19 protein-coding genes and 1 pseudogene are annotated in these 24522 nt (G+C 62.4%); 7 read left to right on the forward strand and 13 right to left on the reverse strand.

Annotated elements, in window-relative coordinates:
• Positions 1 to 20: 20 nt before the first annotated feature.
• Positions 21 to 746, reverse strand: a complete 726-nt coding sequence (phoU, locus tag NKI29_RS26565) for a phosphate signaling complex protein PhoU (RefSeq protein ID WP_023677346.1) — start codon at positions 744 to 746, stop codon at positions 21 to 23.
• A gap of 117 nt (positions 747 to 863) precedes the next feature.
• Entirely contained in the window at positions 864 to 2126 is a 1263-nt protein-coding gene (locus tag NKI29_RS26570) for a sensor histidine kinase (RefSeq protein WP_352570369.1), read from the reverse strand.
• A gap of 197 nt (positions 2127 to 2323) precedes the next feature.
• On the opposite strand from NKI29_RS26570, the gene ppk2 reads away from it, so the two are divergent.
• Entirely contained in the window at positions 2324 to 3226 is a 903-nt protein-coding gene (gene ppk2 / locus NKI29_RS26575) for a polyphosphate kinase 2 (protein ID WP_352570368.1), read from the forward strand.
• Between the two features lie 24 nt (positions 3227 to 3250).
• Here ppk2 and NKI29_RS26580 read toward each other — a convergent pair whose 3' ends face one another.
• From NKI29_RS26580 to NKI29_RS26590, 3 genes are all read right to left on the reverse strand, one after another.
• The gene (locus NKI29_RS26580; protein ID WP_352570367.1) at positions 3251 to 4000 is read right to left on the reverse strand and encodes an enoyl-CoA hydratase-related protein; all 750 of its coding nucleotides are present in this window, start codon (positions 3998 to 4000) and stop codon (positions 3251 to 3253) included.
• Positions 4001 to 4015: 15 nt separating this feature from the next.
• Positions 4016 to 4654, reverse strand: a complete 639-nt coding sequence (locus NKI29_RS26585; RefSeq protein ID WP_023677342.1) for an acyl-homoserine-lactone synthase — start codon at positions 4652 to 4654, stop codon at positions 4016 to 4018.
• 97 nt (positions 4655 to 4751) lie between these two features.
• A complete protein-coding gene (locus NKI29_RS26590; RefSeq protein WP_023677341.1) occupies positions 4752 to 5483 on the reverse strand; it encodes a helix-turn-helix transcriptional regulator in 732 nt (243 codons plus the stop codon).
• Between the two features lie 271 nt (positions 5484 to 5754).
• Between NKI29_RS26590 and NKI29_RS26595 the strand changes: the two genes are divergently transcribed.
• Positions 5755 to 6606, forward strand: coding sequence for an ABC transporter substrate-binding protein (locus NKI29_RS26595; RefSeq protein WP_352570366.1), 852 nt, complete (start codon positions 5755 to 5757; stop codon positions 6604 to 6606).
• A 14-nt stretch (positions 6607 to 6620) separates the two neighbouring features.
• Here NKI29_RS26595 and NKI29_RS26600 read toward each other — a convergent pair whose 3' ends face one another.
• Positions 6621 to 7031 carry a tellurite resistance TerB family protein gene (locus tag NKI29_RS26600; protein WP_023677339.1) on the reverse strand — a complete coding sequence of 137 codons (411 nt, stop codon included), beginning with the start codon at positions 7029 to 7031 and terminating at the stop codon, positions 6621 to 6623.
• Between the two features lie 246 nt (positions 7032 to 7277).
• Here NKI29_RS26600 and NKI29_RS26605 point away from each other — a divergent pair, with 246 nt between their 5' ends.
• Positions 7278 to 8933 carry a lysine--tRNA ligase gene (locus NKI29_RS26605; protein WP_352570365.1) on the forward strand — a complete coding sequence of 552 codons (1656 nt, stop codon included), beginning with the start codon at positions 7278 to 7280 and terminating at the stop codon, positions 8931 to 8933.
• Here the strand turns inward: NKI29_RS26605 and NKI29_RS26610 are convergent.
• From NKI29_RS26610 to NKI29_RS26640, 7 genes are all read right to left on the reverse strand, one after another.
• Complete coding sequence (locus NKI29_RS26610) at positions 8896 to 9735, reverse strand: thermonuclease family protein (protein ID WP_352570364.1); 840 nt, start codon at positions 9733 to 9735, stop codon at positions 8896 to 8898. The genes NKI29_RS26605 and NKI29_RS26610 overlap by 38 nt on opposite strands.
• A gap of 11 nt (positions 9736 to 9746) precedes the next feature.
• On the reverse strand, positions 9747 to 10391 hold the full coding sequence (locus tag NKI29_RS26615) for a S24 family peptidase (protein WP_352570363.1): 645 nt from the start codon (positions 10389 to 10391) through the stop codon (positions 9747 to 9749).
• 82 nt (positions 10392 to 10473) lie between these two features.
• Positions 10474 to 12693 (reverse strand): 3-hydroxyacyl-CoA dehydrogenase NAD-binding domain-containing protein, encoded by a 2220-nt coding sequence (locus NKI29_RS26620; protein WP_352570362.1) that lies wholly within the window; start codon positions 12691 to 12693, stop codon positions 10474 to 10476.
• A gap of 12 nt (positions 12694 to 12705) precedes the next feature.
• Positions 12706 to 13914, reverse strand: coding sequence for an acetyl-CoA C-acetyltransferase (locus NKI29_RS26625; protein WP_352570361.1), 1209 nt, complete (start codon positions 13912 to 13914; stop codon positions 12706 to 12708).
• A gap of 31 nt (positions 13915 to 13945) precedes the next feature.
• Positions 13946 to 15115 (reverse strand): acyl-CoA dehydrogenase family protein, encoded by a 1170-nt coding sequence (locus tag NKI29_RS26630; protein ID WP_352570360.1) that lies wholly within the window; start codon positions 15113 to 15115, stop codon positions 13946 to 13948.
• Between the two features lie 237 nt (positions 15116 to 15352).
• Entirely contained in the window at positions 15353 to 17149 is a 1797-nt protein-coding gene (locus NKI29_RS26635; RefSeq protein ID WP_352570359.1) for an acyl-CoA dehydrogenase, read from the reverse strand.
• A 237-nt stretch (positions 17150 to 17386) separates the two neighbouring features.
• Positions 17387 to 17848: a MerR family transcriptional regulator gene (locus NKI29_RS26640; protein ID WP_023677331.1), complete on the reverse strand. Its 462-nt coding sequence runs from the start codon at positions 17846 to 17848 to the stop codon at positions 17387 to 17389.
• Positions 17849 to 18400: 552 nt separating this feature from the next.
• Between NKI29_RS26640 and NKI29_RS26645 the strand changes: the two genes are divergently transcribed.
• The 4 genes and pseudogenes from NKI29_RS26645 to NKI29_RS26660 all read left to right on the forward strand — a co-directional run.
• Entirely contained in the window at positions 18401 to 22261 is a 3861-nt protein-coding gene (locus NKI29_RS26645; protein WP_352635735.1) for a peptidoglycan-binding protein, read from the forward strand.
• Positions 22262 to 22452: 191 nt separating this feature from the next.
• The gene (locus NKI29_RS26650; protein WP_023676949.1) at positions 22453 to 23376 is read left to right on the forward strand and encodes a sulfite exporter TauE/SafE family protein; all 924 of its coding nucleotides are present in this window, start codon (positions 22453 to 22455) and stop codon (positions 23374 to 23376) included.
• Entirely contained in the window at positions 23376 to 24167 is a 792-nt protein-coding gene (locus tag NKI29_RS26655) for a TIGR02186 family protein (RefSeq protein WP_352576961.1), read from the forward strand. Before NKI29_RS26650 ends, NKI29_RS26655 begins: the two co-directional genes overlap by 1 nt.
• Before the next feature lie 108 nt (positions 24168 to 24275).
• Positions 24276 to 24416, forward strand: a pseudogene (locus tag NKI29_RS26660) (Hsp70 family protein); the annotation flags it as partial.
• Positions 24417 to 24522 lie beyond the last annotated feature (106 nt).

Raw genomic sequence — 24522 nt, forward strand, 5'->3', positions numbered from 1 at the left:
CGCATCAGTTCTGAGAGAACTCACTTCGCTGGTTGGGTTGCGGGAAGAATAATCTTGTCCGTCTTGTCGCCCTTCGGACGATCGGCCGGCATCTGATCGCCGGTGACGATATAGTAGATCGTCTCGGCGATGTTGGTAGCGTGGTCGCCGATGCGCTCGATGTTCTTGGCGCAAAACAGGAGATGTGTGCAGGGCGTGATGTTGCGTGGGTCTTCCATCATGTAGGTCAGCAATTCGCGAAACAGAGAGGTGTACATGGCGTCGATCTGGTCGTCGCGGTCGCGCACGAAACCGATTTTCTCCACCGACCGCGACGCGTAGACGTCGAGTACTTCCTTGAGCTGGGTCAGTGCCAGATTGGCCAAAGCCTCGAGGCCGCGGAACAGGCTGTTCGGCTGGCGCCCGTCTGCGACGGCAACCACCCGCTTGGCGACGTTCTTGCCGAGGTCGCCTACCCGTTCGAGGTCAGCCGAGATGCGGATCGCGCCGACGATCTCGCGCAGATCCGTCGCCATCGGCTGGCGTTTGGCGATGATGATGATCGCCTTGTCGTCGATCTCGCGCTGTCCCTCATCCAGAACCAGGTCGTCCCGAATGACTTTCTGGGCAAGCCCCGGATCCGCATTGACCAGCGCCGCGACCGCCTGCTCGACCATGCGCTCGGCATGCCCGCCCATCGCCGCGATGCGCTTCGACAGATATTTCAGCTCCTCGTCATAGGCGCTGACGATATGCACGGATTGCATGGACGAAATGCCTTCCCGGGATCTCGTGGTTGAGTCGTTCCCTCGAATCCCCGCTGATACGCTAGCCGGATGACAGAAAAAAGAAACGGCCCATTATGTGCTAGAGATAGTACTACGTTAGCGAGCCGGCAAATGGACCGTGAACGCCGCACCCTTGCCGACCTCCGACCTGATGGAGAGTCTGGCGTTGTGGCGGGTCAGGATATGCTTGACGATGGACAGGCCAAGGCCGGTGCCCTTCTGGGTTCGGCTGTTCTCGACGTCGATGCGGTAGAAGCGCTCGGTGATGCGCGGGATGTGCTCTTCGGGGATGCCGGGGCCGAAATCCCTGATGGTGACGTCGATGCCTGGTTCGGGATCGCTGTCGCTGCGTATGATCGACACCACGACGCGTCCGCCCGACTGACCATATTTGCAGGCGTTTTCCAGCAGGTTTTCGAAGACCTGGAAAAGCTCGTCCCGATCGCCGGGCACGTCGAGCGGCCCTTCCGCGAAATCACGCTCGATGACGACGCCGTTTTCCTTTGCGAGCGGCCCAAGCGAATCGATGACGCTGTCGATGGCCTGGCGCAGGTCGACCTCGGTTCCCGGCTTGAGATAGGGCTTCATCTCCAAGCGCGACAGCGACAGAAGGTCGTCGATGAGGCGCGCCATGCGGCTGGTCTGGTTCTGCATGATCTGCAGGAACTGCTCGCGCGCCGCGGGGTCGTTGCGGGCCGGCCCGCGCAGCGTCTCGATGAAGCCGGCGATCGAGGCGAGAGGCGTGCGCAGCTCGTGGCTGGCATTGGCAATGAAGTCGGCACGCATTCTGTCGATCCGGCGCGCCTCACTCTGGTCCTTGAACACCAGCACGTAGAGATCCGTGGCATGGCCGACTGAAGACGCGCTCACCCGATAGGCTCGTTCGACCGGCAGCTTTTCTATGTAGTCGACGCTGTCCGAAGCGACGTTGCCCGCCAAGATACTATCCAGCAAGGCCTGCATTTCCGGCGCGCGGAATTTCAGCGACAGCGACATGCCGGGGGCAATCCCGCCGAAGGCGGCAAAGGCAGCGGCGTTGGCGTGGACGATGGCGGCGGAGCGATCGAAAATGATCAGCGGATCGGCAACCGCCGCCGCGAGATATTCGCCGGAAAGTTGTTGCACGCTTGACTCGATGGCCGCGGCATTTTCGGTCGATTGGCGGGCGATGCCGGCCGGCAGCATCGCAGCGGCAACCAGCACGGCGCCAGCCAGCAGCACCACATAGCCAGACATGCCGGCAAAACCATAGACCATCAGAACTGCAACGAGGCCGGCCGCCAGCAGCCAGCGGCTGTTCCACAGCCGCATGGCGACGGCTTGCGCCCTGCCTCTCCGCTCTGTGCCGATGTCGGCCATTTGCGCTCCGTCTGCGGCCACTTCAAGAACTTCTTGCTGGACCGGCGCTAGAGCGCAGTGCGTCCAATTGGACGCACAAAGGACGCTCTACCACTTTATCTGCTGCATCGTTCTTTCCGAAAATCGATTCCGATTTTCGGGCCGATGCAGTAAGGCTCCCAATAGCACGAGTCCGGAAGCTGGAAAGGTTCGCCTCGATGAAAAACGCTAAGGAAAGCCCCACCGCACCCTCATCGGGGCCGCTGAAGATCATGATCGACGGCAAGGAGAGGGCGTTCGACATCGAGGCCCCCGCGCTTCCCGACTGGGTCGAGGACCGCAAGCTCACCGCCGGCGGTTACCCTTACGACAAGAAGATGAAGAGCGAGGAGTATGACGAGAGGCTAGAGAAGCTGCAGATCGAGCTGGTCAAGGCGCAGGCGTGGCTGCAGTCGACGGGCAAGCGGGCAATGTCGCTGTTCGAGGGGCGCGACGCTGCCGGCAAGGGCGGCACGATCTTCGTTTTGCGCCAGTATCTGAACCCTCGCACGGCGCGCAACGTGGCGCTGACCAAGCCAACGCCCACCGAGCTTGGACAATGGTACTTCCAGCGCTACGTCGACCACTTCCCGACGTCGGGCGAATTCGTCACCTTCGACCGCTCCTGGTATAACCGCGCCGGCGTTGAACCGGTGATGGGATTCTGCACGCCCGAGCAGCACGAGCAATTTCTGAACGAGGTTCCGCATTTCGAGCGGATGATCCGCAACGAGGGCATACATTTCTTCAAATTCTGGCTGAACATCGGCCGGGAAACGCAGCTCGAGCGATTCCACGACCGCCGCTGGAGCCCGCTGAAGAGCTGGAAGTTTTCGCCAATCGACATCGCCGGCATCACCAAATGGGACGAATACACCAAAGCGCGCGACCTGATGGTCGAGCGCACGCACAAGGAGTTCGCGCCCTGGATCATTGTGCGGGCGAACGACAAACGGCGCGCGCGGCTGGCCGTGATGCAGCGCATTCTCCTTTCGCTTCCCTATGACGGCCGCGACCTCGACGTCATCGGCAAGGAGGACAAGAAGATCATCGGCGAAGGGCCGACTTTCCTCGAAAAATAAGCTCACCTCATCGATACGCGGCTCTCATGCCGCCAGCCGGGCAATCCGCTGCAGTCGCTTCAGCGTGGTGTCGTCCTGCAGCGCCTGCTGGAAAAGCGAGATCTCCTGGTCGATGCGGTCGCAGAGCGCGCCGGTGTCGCCCCTAAGCAGGTCGCGCGTCTGTAGCAGCGCCGCGACAGGCTTCTTGGCGAGTTGCCTGGCTCTTGCCAACGTGGCTTCCTCGACGCTGCCGTCCGTCACGATCTCGCCGACAAGGCCCAGTGCCCTGGCATCTTCGGCGGCGAGCGTGTCGCCCAGGCAGAAGAAGCGGAACGCCCCGGCATAGCCGAGCTTCTGCGGCGCCAGAATGCTGGTCGCCGCGTCCGGCACCAGGCCGAAATCGACGAACGGCACCCGAAACGTGCTCTTGCTCGAGGCGATCACCATGTCGCAGTGGAACAGGATGGTGCAACCGACGCCGACGGCGTCGCCGTCGACACAGGCAAGGACCGGTTTCGGGAACGTCGCCAGCGTGCGGAACATATCGGTGACGGCGGCGATCAGTCGCCGATGTTTGGTGGCGTCGAGAAATTCGGAGAAATCGGCACCGAGGCAGAAGCACCCGGCCAAGCCGCGCAGGACCACGACGCGGACGTCGTCGTCGACAGCGGCTTCGTGGAATGTCCTGGCCAGGCTTTCATAGGCCCGCCTGTCCAGCACCGGGCGGCCGTCACCCGACGATACCGTGACGATCAGCGTGTGATTGCGGAATTCTGCTTTTGCGTGAACGTTCATGGCCTCTCTCCAATCTCACGAGGCGCGTCTCTGTCCGAGCATGTCCGGGTACCCTCTGGCCAGCACCGGCGCAAAATGGTTGCGGCGCGAACGCACCACGTCGAGCGTGTGCTCGTTGAAGGTGAGCAGTGTGGCAACCACCTGCTGGTTGCCATAGGTACGCTGGTAACCGAGCGGCGTTGCCAGGAAATGCAGCTGCAGCGCGCGAAGCACCCACATCGGCTCGAATTCGATGATCACCTGATTGACGTTGCGCTTCAGACCCCACTCGACGAAGCCGGCGATCAGCTCGGTGCCGACCGTCGACACGCCGCGCCGACCGTCGCGGAATCCCGGCGCAACCGCATAGCGGGTCAGTTCATAGACATTCGGGCCCGACGGTGGGGTTCCCTCATAAAGGTCCGCCAGCACATCGGTTAGAAGATGTGCCCGGGTCGTCGGCAACATCCGCTGATAACCGGCGAGCTCGCCATTGCGGATGACGATCTGGTGCACTGCCTCGTCGTGGTCGAATTGATCGATCTCGAGGCCATCAGGGCGCTGCAGATCGGTCCATCCCATCTCTTCGACGAAAACTCTGTAACGCAAACGATGAACTGCCTCCCAGAGGTCGGGCCGTTCCATCAATTCCTGGGTCGTGAGGGAAAAAAGCATTTGCCGTCTCCTAGTTTCAATAGGAAGATACGGCCGTGCTTTCCCAAAAAAATTACGCGATCACGCAAGCAAGAATTTCTAGGCCGGCGCGGCCGACCTAGTTAATATAGCCGCGCCTTATCGCTTCCGCGACGGCCTGGACCCGGTTGACGGCACCGAGTTTGCTTTTGGCGTTAAGAAGGTGTTTCTCTGACGTGTGTTCCGAAATGCCGAGAATTTGTGAAATCTCCCATTCGGACTTGCCAACAGCAGCCCATTGCAGGCATTCGCGCTCACGCGGCGTTAATTCGACATGATCGATGGTTTTGCCCGCCATGGTGTGGAGCTGCATTGCGCGGCCAATCGCATAAGTCGAGACCAGCGACACCAACCCGAACTCGGCACTCGACAATTCGACAGCCTCGCCGCCTAGCGACACCATGACGATCTGGCCATCGAGCGTGATTAGCGGGAAGGCCAACCCGTCGCGCAGCTTGAATTCGCCGGCATCGCCCATCACCTCGCCGCCGCTCTTGCCGATGCGGATGCCCTGAGATGCTTCCCGCCACTGGAATGGCGCTTGAAGCTGCTTCATGTGGCTGACGACGGGGTCGTGATCGACGTAGTTGCGCGCGACGTAGCGCTCAAGCCATTCAGCCGGCCAGTCGCAGAGCAGCACATGGTCCTTTTGCTGGTTTCTCGGCGTGCCAGGTTGCGGAACCGTCCCGGCCATCAGCGCCGTCAGCCCGAACCCGCTTGTTACCCCCAGCAGCTTTTCGCAGACGGCGGCGGCTGTGCCGGCGTGCTGCAACTGATCTATCAACTCCAGCGTACGATCGAAATGACCCATCGCAACATCTACCCCATGTTGCCTTCCGCTCTTGAGGCCAATGGCAGTGATCAACCCGCACCACGCCATCAACCCCGGACTGCAAAGCTGCCTCCCCTGTGCGTCCTACTGCTCCTCTTCAGCCGGCATCACGCAGTCACTTGCAAACTCACTAAACAATATCCCTAAATTGCAATGATGAAACCAAAAACCGTCGTACCTGTGTTTTTTTCGTACAAAAACCTGTGTTATTTCGTACGAAAGGCGGGGCAAGACCGGACGGAGTCGTCGCGTGGCGTTTCGGCGCATATCCATTTCATTGATCTTGATATTGATCGGAGCGCAATCGCTTGCGGCTGCTGCGCTCGCCGCGGAGCCGCAGGTGCCGGTGTTCTGGGACGCCAAGGAGCGGCTGCCAAAGCCGGACCTTTCGATGCTGCCGCGGCTGCGATTCCTGACCACCACGGATTTCCCGCCGTTCAATTTCCTCGATGGGGCAGGCCGGCTGTCGGGCTTCCATGTCGACCTGGCGCGCGCCATCTGCGCCGAGCTCGGCATTGCCGAAAAATGCCAGATCCAGGCGCTGCCCTGGGCCGAGCTCGAAGGTGCGCTCGGGAAAGGCGAGGGCGAAGCGATCATTGCCGGCATCGCCGCGACGCCGGAGTCGCGGTCGAAATACGCATTTTCACGCTCCTACCTGCAATTTCCGGCACGCTTCATCATGCTGAAGACACAGGCGCTGACCGAACCAATGTTCGACAAGCTGCGCAGCAAGCGTGTCGGCGTGATCGCCGGCTCCGCGCACGAGCGGATGCTGCGCGATTATTTCGGCGACGTCCAAATCGTCCCGTTCGCAAAGCCGGAGGAGCTTTATGGCGAGCTGAAAGCCGGCAAGATCGACGCCGCCTTCGGCGACGGCATGCGTTTCGCCTTCTGGCTCGGCGGTTCGGATGCAGCGGGCTGCTGCCGCTTTGCCGGCGGCCCCTATCTGGCGCCCGAATATCTCGGCTCAGGCATGGCAATCGCCACCAGGGCCGACGATCCGGCACTGGCCGCCGCTTTCGACTACGCGCTGCAGGAAATCTCGGTGAAAGGCACGTTCGCCGAGTTCTATCTGCGCTATTTTCCCGTCAGTTTTTTCTGAGCTTGGCCGCCGGCTCAGGTCAGCGTGCGAAGGCGGGCCTTGGCGGCTCGCGCAATGGCGGCGACCGTCAGCGCATCGAGGTCGAGTTCCCGGCGGACGAGCTGCAGGACGCGCACCTCCTCCAGGCGCATTTCGAGATCGACAGCTGCGACCTCGAAGGCGGCGGCATAGGCGGTGTCACGCAGGCGTTCGGGCAGCGCCTCGGCGACGCGCGCCAGGACGCCCTCCAGCCCATCCTTTTCATGCAGCATTTTCTGGCAGGCCTGGGCGACCTCGACCAGCCGCTCCTGGTTGAAATCCTCAAACACCGGCCAGGATCGAACGACGTCGCCGATCCGCGCCAGTTCGACGTCGGTCATGTCGCGGTCTGACGCCGAGGTGATGACCATCAGGTAGATCATGGCTTCGTGTGGCGACAATGGCATTTACAACTCCTTGAGACGGTCCCGAAGTTAGGAACGAGGGACCGGCGCCGCAAGGAAAAACAGCCGCGATCGTTGGCGCTCCGATCACGCCTTGGAACTTGATCCATCCTGACTATCGGGACGGGGGCTCTTAATCTTCTTGCCTGATCACGGTGCTGCCCGAAAACCGGGTTCCACTTTTCGGGATCATGGTCTAGAGCATGCGGCTGCCGGCATGGATGCTGGCAAAGTTGCAGGAATAGCATCATGGCCGAACAACAGCCGATCGATCTCAGCCCGGAAGTCCTCGCCGCCGCCGCCGAAAGCAAGGCGTGGCCATTCGAGGAAGCGAAAAAGATCGTCGCCCGCTACGCGAGCAGCGGCTACCCGGAAACGGTGCTGTTCGAGACCGGCTACGGCCCGTCCGGCCTGCCGCACATCGGCACGTTCGGCGAGGTGGCGCGCACATCTATGGTGCGCCACGCCTTCCGCGTGCTGACTGAAGACAAGGTCAAGACGCGGCTGCTGTGCTTCTCCGACGACATGGACGGATTGCGCAAGGTGCCGGACAATGTGCCTAACAAGGACATGCTGCGCGCCTATCTCGGCAAGCCGCTGACCAGGATACCGGACCCGTTCTCCAATGAGTATCCGTCCTTCGGCGCCGCCAATAACGCACGGCTGCGCGCTTTCCTCGACCGTTTCGGCTTCGATTACGAATTCGCTTCCTCGACCGACTATTATACTTCCGGCCGCTTCGACGCGACGCTGCTCAAGATGCTCGAGCGCTTCGATAAGGTGATGGCAATTATGCTGCCGTCGCTGCGCGAGGAGCGGGCGCTGAGCTATTCGCCCTTCCTGCCGATCCATCCCAAGACCGGCATCGTCATGCAAGTCGCGATCGACGAGCGCAAGCTCGACGCCGGCACCATCGTGTGGCGCGACCCGGACACCGGCGAGCGCTTCGAGACGCCGGTGACCGGCGGTCATGCCAAGCTGCAATGGAAGCCAGATTGGGCGATGCGCTGGGCAGCACTCGGCGTCGATTACGAGATGTCCGGCAAGGATCTGATCGATTCCGTCAAGCTCGCCGGGCAGATTTGCCGCGCGCTCGATGCTCCGGCACCGGAGGGCTTCAATTATGAGCTGTTCCTCGATGAGAACGGCCAGAAGATCTCGAAGTCGAAGGGCAATGGGCTGACCATCGACGAGTGGCTGACTTACGCGCCGACCGAGAGCCTTAGCCTTTATATGTTCCAGCGCCCGCGAACCGCGAAGAAGCTTTATTTCGACGTCATCCCGAGGGCGGTAGACGAATATTACACGTTCCTCTCTGCCTATCAGAGGCAGGACTGGAAGGAGCGGCTGGGCAATCCGGTCTGGCACATGCATGACGGCAATCCCCCGGCAGTCGACCTGCCGGTTCCGTTCTCGCTGCTGCTCAACCTGGTCAGCGCCTCGAATGCGCAGAACAGGGACGTGCTGTGGGGTTTCATTTCGCGCCACGCGCCGGGTGTGACGCCGACAACCCATCCCGAGCTCGACCGGCTGGCCGAATATGCCATCCGCTATTTCGACGATTTCGTGAAGCCGGCGAAAGTGTACCGTGCTGCCGACGCGGTCGAGCGCGAGGCGCTGACCAAGCTTTCGGAAGCGCTCGCCGCGCTGCCGGCTGATGCCGACAGCGAGGCAATCCAGAACGCTGCCCTCAATGTTGCGCGCAAGATCGAGCGCTACCAGGATCATTCCAAGCAGAGCCCGGAGGGCGGACCCGGTGTCTCCGTCGCCTTCTTCCAGATGATCTATCAGGTGCTGATAGGTCAGGAACGCGGGCCGCGCTTCGGCTCCTTCGCCGCGCTCTACGGCATCGCCGAAACGCGCGAGCTCATTCAGCGGGCGCTGGCTGGTCAGCTGGCGGCATGAGGACGCCGTCTTGCTCCTCCAGGATCGAGCTAGGCGCTACAGGCGCGGATCGCGACGCAGCAGCCGGGAGCGGCGGCAGGCCTGAAACGCTCGGCGGCGGCCCGAAGACGCCTTTTTTTGCTGCACGCGCCTTCTCGCCGGCTTCTGCGTAAGGGCCGCCCTTGGCGGCGCGCGCCCAGCCATTTTCGACCAGCCATTGGCCGATATCCTGATTGCCGATCCGGCACTCGGCGGCGATCAGATCACGACCGCCTTCGGGCGGCACGGCACAGACCACCGCACGACTGCGGAGAAAGGCGCGGAAGGCCGTTCGCGCCCGAATGCCGCAATTCCAGGACTCGCCGCCGTCGGTGCAAGTCTCCTCCTGCTTGACGATGTCGATACCGGAAACCGCAATCGAATAGCCCTTTACTTCGATGACCCCGGCGGCCGACGCGACTGGCTGGAATAGTTTCGTGCCTTTCCAGTCGTCGGGCATTTTCGTTTTTGGCGGCTTGGGCGGTCCGGCCAATGCCAGATCGCTCAACGGGGCGCGCGGCTCTATCCGTTCAAGCTCGTTGGAACCGAGCTGCGGCGGCACCACGATTTCTGGATCGATTGCCCTCGAATGCGCCGCCTGCTTGGCCGGCACTGGCTTCGGGATGGCCGACGTAGCCGGCGCGGCGGGCTGCGGTTCAACGCCGACCTGGATTTGCTCCCAGGGGCCGCCGCTTTCGCTCTGGACGGCGCGGCCGGCGGCGACAATTGCCGTGGCCATCGCCGGGATCGCCAGAACAGCCAAGGCAAGGTGAGGCAGACGCACCGGCCCCGCGCCTACTGGCTTGCCCAGACAATCCGCGCCACCCATTCGACATCGCGCATGGGGATGTCGCGGTCCGGGTGATCGGGATTGAGGGAGACCAGCGCGATTGACCTCGGTGTCTGGCCGTCGAGCACCTTGGCCATCACCTCGCCGGCATTGGTCTTGACGACGACGCGATCACCCTTTCGTATGGTAGCCCCTGGCTCGACGATCAGGACATCGCCATTGCGATAGAGCGGCAGCATGGAATCGCCCTGGACCTTCAAGGCATAGGAGGTTTCGGTTGCCCGTGCCGGAAGCTCGATCAGGTCCCATCCCTGCCCCGCTGGAAACCCGGCGTCGTCGAAGAAGCCACCGGCGCCCGCCTGGGCGAAGCCGAGCAGCGGCACCGACGATCTCTGCACGGGTAGTGCGCCGGAATGACTCCGACCCTCGACCAGCCCCGCAAATTCATCCAGCGAGGCGCCGGTTGCCTCGATGATCTTGGCCAGCGATTCGGTCGACGGCCAGCGCGGCCGTCCATCTGAGGACAGCCGCTTCGATTTGTTGAAGGCGGTCGAGTCGAGGCCAGCGCGCCTGGCCAGTCCAGAGGCCGAAAGCGAATAACGCTCGGCAAGAGCGTCGATGGCGGCCCAAACGCGGTCGTGCGAGAGCACCTTGCTCTTCCTTCGAAACAGGAAAAAATACCTTCCCTGTTCTATCCCTTGGCCGCCATCTTGTCCACCGCCGAAGACGGGGTCAGGCTGCCTCCTTGGCCTCGTCTCTGGTATAGGGATCGAAGCGCTCGTAGAAGGTCTCGCCCTTCTCGGCCATATCAAGCAGCAGCTTCGGCGCCTTGAACTCGGTGCCGTATTTCTTCTGCAGGCGCTTGGCGAGTTTGACGAATTTCTTCGCGCCGATGCCGTCGATGTAGGACAGTGCACCGCCTGTATAGGGCGCGAAGCCGAAGGCCAGGATCGAGCCGACATCGGCCTCGCGTGGGTCGGTAACGATGCCCTCTTCCATCACCCGTACCGCCTCAAGCGCGATGGTGACCAACAGCCGCTGCTTCAGTTCCTCATAATCGACCTGCTCCGGCGCCAGCTGCGGGTAGAGATCCCTGAGGCCTGGCCACAGCTTCTTCTTGGCCGGTTTTGCCGGATAGTCATAGAAGCCCTTGCCGTTCTTGCGGCCCAAGCGACTATGCGTGTCGACCATCGTGTTGATCAGCGCCATCTGCTTCGGATCGACCGCCTTGTCGCCGAGGTCGCGCATGGTCTGCTTCATGATCTTCTGGGCAAGGTCGATCGCCGTCTCGTCGGTCAACGCCAAAGGACCGACCGGCATGCCGGCGGCCTTGGCCGCGTTCTCGATCATTGGCGCCGGAACACCTTCGATCAGCATCTTGTAGGCCTCCGACATGTAGCGCAGCACGCAGCGATTAACATAGAAGCCGCGCGTATCGTTGACGACAATCGGCGTTTTCTTGATGGCACGGACAAAGTCGATCGCGGTTGCCAACGCCTTGTCGCCGGTCTTCTTGCCGAGGATGATCTCGATCAGCATCATCTTGTCGACCGGCGAGAAGAAATGGATGCCGATGAAATTCTTCGGCCGCGCCGAATTCCTGGCCAGCGATGTAATCGGTATGGTCGACGTATTCGAGGCGAAGATCGCCGACGGCTTGAGCACAGCCTCGGCCTGTTCGGTGGCACCCTTCTTTACGGCCGAATCCTCGAATACCGCCTCGACCACAAGATCGCAGCCGGCGAGATCCGCATAGTCGGCCGTCGGCGTGATTAGCGACAGCAACTGATACTTGTCCTGCGGCTTGGCACGGCCCTTCTTTACCTGATCCGAGATCAGGTTGTCGGAATGCGCCTTGCCCTTGGCGGCGGACTCCATGTCGCGGTCGAGCAGCACCACCGGAATGCCGGCCTTGGCCGTCACATAGGCTATACCGGCGCCCATGAAGCCGGCGCCGAGTACGCCGATCTTCTTGAACTTCGTTTCCGGCACACCGGCCGGGCGGCGCGCGCCCTTGTTCAGTTCCTGCAGCGACACGAACAGCGAACGGATCATCGCTGCCGCTTCCCTGGTCTGCATGATCTCGGTGAAATAGCGTTGCTCGATCCGCAAGGCGGTGTCGAACGGCACCAACAGGCCCTCATAGACGCATTTCAGGATGGCGGCAGCGGCGGGATAATTGCCATAGGTTTCTCGGCGCAGAATGGCGATGGCCGGCGGCCACAGATTGGCACCGGCCACCGAATAGATCGGGGCGCCGGGCAGCTTGAAGCCCTTTTCATCCCATGGCGCCACCGGTTTCAAGCCGTTCCTGATCATCGCCTTGGCGGTTTCGACCAGCTTGTCCGGCTCGGCAATCTCATGGATCAGGCCCATCGACTTGGCCTTCTGAGGCGACAGCGTCTGGCCGGACGTCAGCATTTGCAGCGCCTGCTGCTGGTCGGTCAGCCGTGGCACGCGCTGGGTGCCGCCGGCCCCCGGAAAAATGCCGATCTTCACTTCGGGAAGCGCCATCCTCACTTTGTCTGAATCGGCCGCGACACGGCCATGGCAGGCGAGCGACAATTCGAACGCGCCACCCATGCATGTGCCGTTGATCGCCGAAACCCATGGCTTTCCCGAAGTTTCCAGCTTACGGAACAGGCCGTTCATGGTGCCCGCATTGTCGAACAGCGCCTTGGTCTCCTTCTCCGGGTCCTTCGCCTTGTCGGCGGCGAAGGTCGCCAGCATCTTCTGCAGCATGGTGATGTCGGCGCCGCCCGAGAACGTATCCTTGCCGGAGGTGATCACCGCGCCCTTTATCGCTGCATCGCTCGCCACTTTGTCGACGATGGTATTCAGTTCGAGCATCACCTCCTCGGTGAAGACGTTCATCGAACGGTCCGGCATGTCCCAGGTGACCAGCGCAATGCCGTCGGCGTCGATGTCGAGGGTGAAATTGGTGTAGCTCATCATCTCTCTCCGTCAGACGCGTTCGATGATCGTTGCAGTGCCCATGCCGGCGCCGATGCAAAGCGTCACCAGCGCGGTGTTGAGGTCGCGGCGTTCCAATTCGTCCAGCACCGTACCGAAGATCATCGCACCGGTGGCGCCGAGCGGATGGCCCATGGCGATGGCCCCACCATTGACGTTGATCCGGTCATGCGGAATGTCGAAAGCCTGCATGTAGCGCAGCACCACCGAAGCGAAGGCCTCGTTGAGCTCGAACAGGTCGATGTCCGACAGCCTCATCTTCGCCCGCTTCAACAGCTTCTCGGTGACGTCGACGGGGCCGGTCAGCATCAGCACCGGTTCGGAGCCGATATTGGCGAACGCACGGATGCGTGCGCGCGGCTTGAGGCCGAGCGTCTTTCCCGCCTTTTTCGAGCCGAGCAGCACGGCCGCCGCGCCATCGACGATGCCGGAGGAATTGCCGGCATGGTGGACGTGGTTGACCTGTTCCACCTCGGGATGCTTCTGCACGGCGACGGCGTCGAAGCCGCCCATTTCGCCGGGCATGACGAAGGACGGGTTGAGCGCGGCCAGCGACTGCATGTCGGTCGAGGGCCGCATATGTTCGTCATGGTCGAGAATGGTCAGGCCGTTCTGGTCCTTGACCGAGATCACCGAATTCTTGAAGCGGCCCTCGCCCCACGCCTTGGCGGCACGCTTCTGGCTTTCGACTGCGTAGGCATCGACGTCGTCGCGCGAAAAGCCGTATTTGGTGGCGATCAGGTCGGCCGAGATTCCTTGCGGCACGAACCAGCCGGGCAGGCCGACCGATGGGTCCATGAACCAGGCGCCGCCGGAGGCGCCCATGCCGACGCGCGACATCGATTCGACGCCACCGGCAATGACGATCTCGTCGGCGCCCTGCGCGATCTTGGCGGCGCCGAAATTGATGGCGTCGAGGCCCGAGGCGCAGAAGCGCGATATCTGCATGCCAGGCGCCTTGGTGTCGTAGCCGGCCTCGAAAGCGGCGGCACGTGGAATGACCGCACCCGCCTCGCCAACCGGATCGACACAACCGAAGATGATGTCGTCGACGGTGCCGGTGTCCAGCCCGTTGCGATCGCGGATGGCCTCGAGCACCTTGGCGCCGAGCCGCACCGCCGGCACTTCGTGCAGCGAGCCATCCTTCTTGCCCCTGCCGCGCGGCGTGCGCACGGCATCATAGACATAAGCTTCGGCCATTTTCCTGCTCCTTGGGTTTGCTGAAACTCGCTCAGAGCGAGCGCCCGATCAGCAATTTCATGATCTCGTTGGTGCCGCCGTAGATGCGCTGGACGCGGGCGTCGCGGAACATGCGCGCAATCGGATATTCATTCATGTAGCCATAGCCGCCATGCAATTGAAGGCATTCGTCGACTACTTTTCCTTGCAGGTCCGACAGCCAGTATTTGGCCATAGACGCGGTCACCGGGTCGAGGCCGCCGTTAATGTGGCGGGCAACGCAGTCATTATAGAAGACGCGGCCGATGGTCGCCTCGGTCTTCAATTCGGCAAGTTTGAACTGGGTGTTCTGGAATTCGATGATGGCCTTGCCGAAGGCCTTGCGCTCCTTGACGTAGTCGATGGTAAGCGCCAGCGCCCGCTCGACCATGGCGATAGCAGTGGTGCCGATCTGCAGCCGCTCCTGCGGTAATTGCTGCATCAACTGGACGAAGCCCTGGCCTTCCTCGTTGCCGAGCAGGTTCGAGGTCGGCACACGCACGTCGTTGAAGAACAGTTCCGACGTGTCGTTGGCCTTGAGGCCGATCTTGTCGAGGTTGCGGCCGCGCTCGAAACCTTCCACCTCGTCAGTCTCGACGACGATCAGCGAGATGCCCTTGGCGCCCTTCTCAGGATCGGTCTTGGCAACGACGATGATGAAATTGGCGAGCTGGCCGTTGGTGATAAAGGTCTTCGAGCCGTTGAGCTTGTACTGGTTGCCGTCCTTTTCGGCGCGCGTCTTGACGCTCTGAAGGTCGGAGCCCGCACCGGGCTCGGTCATGGCGATGGCGCCGATCAGCTCGCCGGTCGCCAGCCTCGGCAGCCACTTCTTCTTCTGCTCCTCCGAGCCGTAGTGGAGGATGTAGGGGGCAACGATCGAATTGTGCAGGCCAATGCCGAACCCGTCGACGCCGACATGGCCGATCGCCTCGATGATGGCGCTCTCATGCGCGAAGGTGCCGCCCGATCCGCCATATTCCTCCGGCATCGAGGCGCAGAGCAGGCCGGCAGCACCCGCCTTCAGCCAGCTCTCGCGGTCGACCATTTCGTTCTTCTCGAATTCGTCGTAACGCGGCGCGATCTCTTCCGACATGAAGCGGTGCGCCATGTCGTAAAGCATGCCGACCTCGTCCGCCGCCCAGGCGGGCTTGGGAAGGCCGAGGATTTCGGCGGGGTGGGTCATGGTTTCTCCCTCGCGCCAACGTTCTCCTCCCCCTCGAGGGGAGGGTAGCCGCGAAGCGGCCGGGTGGGGTCGCCGATGACGTGCTCGACCTTGTCTTTTACAACCTGCGCCATATGCCACGGCATTGCGATCATTTTCCTCCAAGGCATGCACCAGAATGGAGGTCGGCGCACTGCACGCAGGACCCCTCCCGGCCCTTCGGGCCACCCTCCCCTCGAGGGGAGGGGAACGCCGAAGCTAGAACGCTTCCGCCGGCAGTGCCATCAATGTGTCGGCACCGCTGGAGATGCGGGCAAGATGCGCCGACGTCTCCGGCATGATCCGCTCTATGAAGAAGCGCGCCGTCACCAGCTTGTTGTCGTAGAAAGACGAAGCGCCGTCGGCGCCATTCGCCAATTTCGCTGCGGCCACCCTGGCCATCTGCGCCCACATATAGCCCAGCGCCACCAGGCCGAAGAGATGCATGTAATCGGTCGAGGCGGCACCGGCGTTATCGGGCTTGGCCATGCCGTTCTGCACCAGCCACATCGTCGCCGTCTGCAGATCGTTGAGGCCCTTCTTCAGCGCCTTGGTGAAGGGCGCCATCGTCTCGTCGGTGCGGTTTTCCTCGCAGAACTCTCCGACTTCCTTAAAGAAAGCCTGGACCGCGCGGCCGCCATTCAAGGCCAGCTTGCGGCCGACGAGGTCGAGCGCCTGGATGCCGTTGGCACCCTCATAGATCATGGCGATGCGCGCATCGCGGACGAACTGGCTCATGCCGTGCTCTTCTATATAGCCGTGGCCGCCGAAGACCTGCTGCGCCATTACCGCATGATCGAACCCCTTGTCGGTGAGCACGCCTTTGACCACCGGCGTCATCAGGCCGGTGTAGTCGTCTGCGACCTGGCGATCTTTGTCGTCACCGGAGCGGTGAGCGATGTCGGACTTGATCGCCGTCCACAGCGCCAGCGCGCGGCCGGCCTCGTTGAAAGCCTTCATGGTCATCAGGCTGCGGCGGATGTCCGGATGGACGATGATCGGATCGGCCTTCCTGTCCGGCGCCTTCGGCCCTGACAGCGAGCGGCCCTGCAGACGATCCTTGGCGTAGGAAACCGCATTCTGGTAGGCAACCTCAGATAGCGAAAGTCCCTGCAGGGCGACGCCAAGCCGCGCCTCATTCATCATGGTGAACATTGCTTTCAGCCCGCCATTGGCCTCGCCGAGCAGCGTGCCTTCAGCGTCGTCGTAATTCATGACGCAGGTCGAGTTGCCATGGATACCCATCTTCTCCTCGATCGAGCCACAGGAGACGGTGTTCTTCTCGCCCGGATTGCCTGAGGCATCGAGCTTGAGCTTCGGCACGATGAACAGCGAGATGCCCTTCACGCCATCCGGCGCGCCCTCGATACGGGCCAGCACCAGGTGGACGATATTGTCCGACATGTCATGCTCGCCGGCCGAGATGAAGATCTTCTGACCGGAGATCCTGTAGGTGCCGTCGCCATTTGGGACGGCCTTGGTGCGCAGCAAGCCAAGATCGGTTCCGCAGTGTGGCTCGGTCAGGTTCATGGTGCCGGTCCAGGCGCCCTCGACCAGCTTCGGCAACCATGTTGCCTTCTGCTCTTTGGTGCCATGGGTGATGATCGCAGCGATCGCGCCTTGCGTCAGGCCGGCATACATCATCAGCGACATATTGGCCGACACCATGTATTCGGCAACCGCAGTGTGCACCGCGTAGGGCAAGCCTTGCCCGCCAAACTCGACAGGTGCCGCGAGCCCCATCCAGCCGCCTTCGCGATACTGGTCGAAAGCTTCCTTGAAGCCTTTCGGCGTCGTTACCGAACCGTCGTCATGGCGCATGCAGCCTTCCACGTCGCCAACGCGGTTCAGCGGCTGCATCACGTTTTCGGCGAGCTTCGCGCCCTCGGCAAGGATGGCCTCGAGCACATCCGGCGTCGCGTCGGAAAATCCGGGAAGATTGGAATAACGCCGATATCCCAGCACTTCGTTCAGCACGAACAGCGTGTCCCGGACCGGCGCTCTGTAGATCGGCATGCGTTTCCTCCACCATGCGGTCTTGGCCCCGAAATCAGCCCCAGCATATGAGGATGGCAGACGGACCAACGTTGTGGTCGAGATAACAAATATTGACGTTTGCGTAAACGTCAATTCGGCGGTGCGTCAAATTTTCCCCCGCGCGCCAGGACGACAAACGACAAAGCACGGCAAACGACGAAGAACCGCGCACCGAAAGCCACGCGGCTCTTATTCGTCACAAATCGAAAGCTTAGTTTAGCTCGCTACGCTGGCCTGCGGCGTCGAGCGCTCGATCAGCATTTGCCGGACGGTCGACATCGAAGCACTCAGTTCGCTGATGGCGTCGTCGATCAGCGCCCGCTGCTTCTGCAGACGGGCAAGCTGCTTCTCCGACTTGTCGAGCGCCAGCCGCAATTGCTTGGTGTTGGAGCCGTTCGGATCATAGAGGTCCATCATCTGCTTGACGTCGCGCAGCGAGAACCCGACCTTGCGGCCAAGCAGGATCAGCTTCAGCCGGGCCCTGTCGCGGCGTGTATAGAGACGGGTCGAGCCGTCGCGCTGCGGGTTGAGCAGACCCTTGTCCTCATAGAAACGCAGCGTACGCAGCGTCACTCCGTATTTCTTGGCCATTTCGCCGATGCGGACAAGCTCTTCACCGGCTTCGCTCGACATATCGTTGGTGTTGGCCGCGGCTTGGCCGGGCGAAATAAGTTTCATGGTCACTGGCTTTCCCCGTCTGGTGGCGTCGCGGTCGCGGACCTTGCGTCGCCTGAGTGAAAGCGGGGGCGTGCTTCCACTCGTGGTTTCAACAAACAAATCGCAAACGGCGTAATCCGCTCATTTACGTTTACGTCAATTCTATATCGATAGCCGCCTCACCACGCAAGAGCGTTCTGGTCTTGCAACTTTATGCCGCAGCACCAGCGGACAACCTAAAAGGTCGTTGCCGATTTCGGGAGCGATCATGCGGCTGATCAAAATTCTACAACGTCTTTTGCGCGTCCAAAAAAGACACCCGGCGCCGTCGGCGGCCAGCCGACAAAGTTGCAACTTCTTAAGCTTGGTTAACGCGTTGTTTACCACGTTGGGGCGAAATGTGCGCATGTCGGTTACCCGTGTCTATCCTGTACTGAATTTTTCACGGTTTTTCGGAGCGCGGATGAGACCCGGGAAGCTCGTCTTCCACTGCAACAAGCCAAGCAGTCGCCTTCGTCCCGGCAGGACTTTGGGAACCTGGTGAAAGCCAGCAATTCTGAAACGGGCGCATTGATGAACAGCAAGCGGTCCTACCTCGATACACTCAACGCCGGCAGGCAACGCCGGCCGCACACGACGCTTGAAGAGCTCAACCGCTCCCTGGAAACTCTGGAGCAGCGGCTGGAGCGGACGCGCGAGGAGACGGCAAGCCACCCCGATCCGCGCCGACCAGCGGCAGAACCACGCTATCCCAGCGCCCAACCCTATGGCCAGCAGCGCCGGTATGAGGATCCACGCGCGCAGCGGCCGAAAGGTCCAGCAGCGGCTTTCGACCAGAATTACCAGGCGATCGCCCGCGATATCGACCGGGTGCGCGGCCAGGAGGACAGCGTCGCCCTAGCCGGCAAGATCGCCGGGGAATTGCGCGGCCTGCGCGAAGACTTGCGCCAGCAGATGACCTCCGGCCTGCAACGCGAGTTCGAGGTACTGCGCAAGAATATTGGGCGAGCCTTCCAGTCAAATGGCGGCGGCAAAGGCAGCGCCGAACTCAGCGTCGAATTCGAGCGGCTTTCCGGCGCCATCCAGACACTGGCCGAAAAAAGCGACGACAGAAGCGTCAATATGCTGCGGCTCGAGCTTGAGCAGGTCAAAGCCGCGCTCGATACGCTGGCGCGCGAGGAGAGCGTGCAGGCGGTCGGACGCCGCTGGGACGATTTCGACCGCCGCTGGAACGCTTTCGAGGATCGCGTCGAGGCCGATCAGCGCAAGCGTTCCGATGCACCCGGCCTGTCGGCGCTGACGGAGCGGCTCGAACAGATCAGCAATGCCGTCAGCAATCTGCCGGAATCGCTGTCGCTGCGCTCGCTCGAGGAAAAGGTCCGCACGCTTGCCGGAGCGGTCGACCATTTCGCCCGCCAGCAGGACAATCGCGGCGGCGACACATTCAGTCAGATCGACGAGCGGCTCGACGAGATTTCCCGCGCGATCGTCGCCTCGACGGTTGCCGCGCAAGCCAATTCGTTCGACCCCGAGCCCTTCGAACGCATCGAGAAGCGGATCGATTCACTGGCCCAGCAAATCGAAGAAGTGTCGCAGGATCGTCCGGGTCGGGAGGTCATTGACCGTCTCAACACATTGTCGAGCCGCGTGGATGAACTGGCCGGCCGAGCCAATCTGCCGGAACAGGCGATGGAGCGCCTTGCCAGGCAAGTCGCGCTTATTGCCGACAAGATCGACCACGCACCTGCCATGCCCGACGCCGACTACATCTTCCAGGGGCTCGAGCAGCGCTTCGACGTGCTGTCCAGCATGATGGAACGTCGTCAGGGCGACGCAATCGAACAAGGCAACATGCTGTTTCGCGACCTTGAGCGCCGGTTGGACGAGGTCGCCGACAGGCTGGACCAGCGCATGCCGCAGGTCGATAGCGCCGGCATTATGGATGCCATCGACGCCCGCTTCACCGCACTGGCCAAGCGGATTGAGACGCGCGTTCCAGATCCCGCCAACGAGGCGGCGATCCGTGGCCTGGAGAGCCGGCTCGAAGACATCTCAAGCCGGCTGGATTCGTCCGCGGCGCAGGTCGCCAGCATCGACCCAGCGTTGATCCGCAGCCTTGAAGCGCAGGTCGCCGGCCTGACGGCGCATCTTTCCAAGCCCGGCACGCCGCTGCCGGAATTCGACGACATCAGCCCGCGTCTCAACGAAATCGAGAAGTCGCTGGCCGGAACCCGCGATTCCATCCTCGGCGCGGCGCGCGAGGCGGCTGAGAGCGCCGTCCGCTCACTGGCCGGATCAAGCGCCAACACGGCGGCCGTTACCGGCCTCGCCCAGGACCTGAAGACGCTCGAGGCACTGACGCGCCGTTCGGACGAGCGCAATTCGAGAACGTTCGAGGCTATCCACGATACGCTGCTCAAGATCGTTGACAGGCTTGGTTCATTGGAGACGGGCGAACCGGCAAGCGCGGAGTTGAGCAAGCGTTTCGGCCGGCCATCCAAGATCTCGGTGCAGGACGCACCGTCGATGGACCTCGACCAGCCGCTGCCGTTGACGGGCAGCATGGCCGATCTCGACGGCCGCGCCGCGGCGCTCGTGCGCGACGAGCCAGGTCCGCGTACGCCAGCCGAGGCCGCCGCCGCAGCAGCCCTGGCGGCTCTCGGTTCAGACACGACGCGTGAAAAAACCGAGCAAGGCGGCGGCAGGAAATCGATGTTAGGCGGGCTGGCGCGCGCCTTGAAGGGCAAGAAGGACGCCGAGATGCCGCCGCTTGCAGGCTCGGCGCAGAGCGCCGAGATACCGAGCGTCGATCTCGACGAGCCCCTCGACCCCAAGCTCGCCAACCGGCCACTGGAACCCGGCTCCGGCGCACCCGACCTCAGCGCCATCATGAAGCGCGTGCGCGACGAGCGCGGGCAGCCGACCCGGGAAGGCGGCGCTGAGGCGGCGAAATCGGACTTCATCGCGGCAGCCAGACGGGCTGCGCAAGCGGCGGCCGCCGAGGCGGACGCCCTCAAGCGCCAGTCGACGATGAAAGGCCCGGTCAAGGCACTCAGGATCGGCGACCTGCTCAAGGCGCGACGCAAGCCGATCCTGATGGGGGCAATCGCCATCATGCTGGCGCTTGCCGGCCTGCAACTGGGCAAAGCCTTCTTCTCCGACCCGGTCGAAGTCACCAACAATGAGGCGGCACCGGCCGTGGCCGTACAGCCGGTGGAAACCGCTTTGGCCAGCATTGCCAGCGAGCCGAAGGCGGACGCGCAGACGACAACACAGGAGAGCGCGCCGTCGCCCACGGTCAGGCAGGCAGAGCCATCCGCATCGATGACCAAGGACGACACGGCGGCGCAAACCGGCCCCGCTACACCGGCAGCCGAGACATCGACGGCGCCCTCGGCTTCTGCGGCGCCCGCTGACCTGGCGGCGCAAGACACCGCGGCCGCGGTGCCCGCGCCGGCAGCGGCGACGGCCAGCGACGCCGAGCCAATGGCTGCCGCGCCTGCTATAGCCACCGCTGCGACGCAGGACACGACCGGCACGGTGCCGCCGGCGGATGCTGCCGCGGCAGGCGTTGCCAAGATCGACGTTCCGGCCGATGCCGGTCCGGCCGCCCTGCGCGATGCAGCGGCCGGCGGCGACGCCAAGGCGCTGTTCGAGATCGGCTCGCGCTACGCCGAGTCTCGCGGCGTCAAAGAAGACATGGCGGCGGCGGCCAAATGGTATGAGAAAGCTGCCGAACTCGGTTTCGCACCGGCAGAATACCGCATCGGCAATTTCTACGAGAAGGGCATCGGCGTCGCACGCGACATCAAGAAAGCGAAAACCTGGTACCAGCTTGCCGCAGCGCAGGGCAATGCCAGCGCGATGCACAATCTTGCCGTGCTGTTTGCGATGGCGGCGGATGGCGTGACCGACAATGAATCGGCAGCGCGCTGGTTCCAGGCGGCGGCGGATCTCGGTGTCAAGGATAGCCAGTTCAATCTCGGCATCCTCGCGGCGAAGGGCGTCGGCATGAAGCAGAACCTCGAGGAGAGCTACAAATGGTTCGCACTCGTCGCCAAGACCGGCGACAAGGATGCGGCGGCCAAGCGCGACGAGATCGCCAAGGCGCTGAGGCCCGAGCAGCTGGAGCGTGCGCGGGCCGCGGCTGAACTGTGGAAGACCAAGCCGCTCGATCCAGCCGCCAATTCGGCCGACGTTCCTGAATCGTGGCAGGACGGCACACCGCAGACGACCGCCGGCATCGACATGAAGAAAGCGGTCCAGAACATCCAGCGCATTCTCAACAAGAACGGCTACGAGGCCGGCAATCCCGACGGCATGATGGGCCAGAAAACCAAGAACGCGATCATGGCCTTCCAGGCCGACAACGATATGAAGGCAACCGGCGCGATCGACGAAAAGCTGGTCAAGGCGCTGCTTGCGCGTAAATAACGGCGGATGCGTCGTTTCCGCGACGCCCTTGCCACAGATTTGCCTGTTAACTGATTGAGTTGTTTTTTGTTTCGGCGGTGCGGCGAAGTTTGACTTCACGGCCCGGCCGGCGCAAGAACGAGATAGCCTTCTGACGCAAAATGCCCGCAACGGTTGCATTCGCCAGGAGGCAAACTGATCGAGACTGACGGGTGGGCATCTATCTCCCGATCGCGGAAATTTCCGTCAACATCTTCGTGCTGCTGGCCATGGGTGCGGCGGTGGGTTTCCTGTCGGGCATGTTCGGCGTGGGCGGCGGCTTTCTCATTACGCCGCTGCTGATCTTCTACAACATACCGCCGGCAATTGCGGTCGCCACCGGCGCCAACCAGGTCATCGCTTCCTCCTTCTCCGGCGCCCTGTCGCACATGAAGCGCGGCACGCTCGACTTCAAGCTCGGCGGCGTGCTTTTAGCCGGCGGCATCGTCGGCTCGACCGGTGGCATCTATGTCTTTGCGCTCCTGCGCCGGCTCGGCCAGCTCGACCTGTTCATCTCGCTGCTCTACGTCGTGCTGCTCGGCACCGTCGGCGGACTGATGCTGGTCGAGAGCGTCAATGCGCTGCGCGCCACTCGCAGCGGCGCCGCACCGGTGTTGAAGAAATCCGGCCAGCATAATTGGATCCACCGCCTGCCGCTGAAGATGCGGTTCAGGGCCTCGAAGCTCTTCGTCAGCGTCATTCCGGTGCTTGGGCTGGGCGCGGCGATTGGCTTCCTGTCCTCGATCATGGGCGTCGGCGGCGGCTTCATCATGGTGCCGGCCCTGATCTACCTTTTGAAAGTGCCGACCAACGTCGTCATAGGCACCTCGCTGTTCCAGATCATCTTCACCTCGGCTTACACCACGCTGGTCCACGCCACCACCAACCAGACGGTCGACGTCATGCTCGCCTTCCTGTTGATGGCAGGCGGCGTCGCCGGCGCGCAATATGGCGCCAAGGCTGGTCAGAGGCTGCGGGGCGAGCAACTCAGGGCGCTGCTGGCGCTGCTCGTGCTGGCGGTAGCCATCCGGCTTGCCATCGATCTTTTCGTCACGCCGCCCAATCTCTATTCTCTGTCCGGCGTGGGCCTGAGCTGATGGCCGGCCTAAGGACGCTCGCGGCCGCCGCCTTGCTGTCGCTGCTGGCTGCTGCGCCACCGGCGAAGGCGCAGGTGCCACTAACCGAAAACATCCAGATCGGCCTTTCCACCGACAATGTCTCGATTACCGCCGGCTTTTCCGGCGCCGACCTGACCATTTTCGGCTCACTGGAAAATGCCGATCCGCTTGTCGCACGGCAAGGGCGCTACGACGTGATCGTCGTGCTGGAAGGCCCGGCTCGGCCGGTCGTCGTGCGCCGCAAGGACCGGGTGCTCGGCGTCTGGGTCAATCTGGAGTCGGAGACCTTCAAAAACGTACCTGTCTCCTATTCGGTGGCGACGACGCGGCCGCTGCAGGACGTCACCGATCCGAACAGCTACAAGCAGCTGTCGCTTGGCGCCTCCAACCTCTATTTGCAGCCGGCCGACGCGGAGGACAGCCCGGCGACAATCGAGGAGTTCACCGCCGCGCTGCGCGAACGCAAGGCGGCGACCGGCCTCTACAGCGAGAATGTCGGCGGTGTGCAGTTCCTGTCGCAGAACCTGTTCCGCGCCACCGTCAGGCTCGCCCCAAACGTTCCGGTCGGCACCCATAAGGCCCGCGCCTTCCTGTTCAAGAGCGGCCTGTTCATCAAGGAAAGCTCCGCCCAGCTCGAAATCCGCAAGTCCGGTTTCGAACAGTCGATCTTCCGCGTCGCGCACGACTATTCCTTCCTCTACGGTGTCTTTGCCGTATCGCTGGCCATGCTGACCGGCTGGCTCGGAAGACTGGTGTTCAGGAAAGACTGAACTCTCGTAAAAGTGGTTTCCCTTTCCGAGGGTATGGGTTAGACCGCGACCCCCGGCCCGGCCGGACACGAGCTGCTGCTCCCCAAATCAGAAATACAGGAACGCACGATGCGACCAGCATTCGCCGGGATCGACTTCGGCACTTCGAATTCCACCGTAAGCGTGGTCAGGAACGGGCAGCCGCGGCTGGTGGCGTTGGAAGACGGCCAGGTCACGCTGCCCAGTGCGGTATTCTTCAATTTCGAGGACACCTGACCTGCCACGGGTAATTTCCTCCATCTGAGATTAGAGTCCGGCCTCGATTGAAGGACGGACAGATGAAGAGAAAGCGGTTTACGGAAGAGCAGATCATCGC

It is taken from the genome of Mesorhizobium sp. M0678 (assembly GCF_040320505.1).
In the GTDB taxonomy this organism is placed as follows: domain Bacteria; phylum Pseudomonadota; class Alphaproteobacteria; order Rhizobiales; family Rhizobiaceae; genus Mesorhizobium.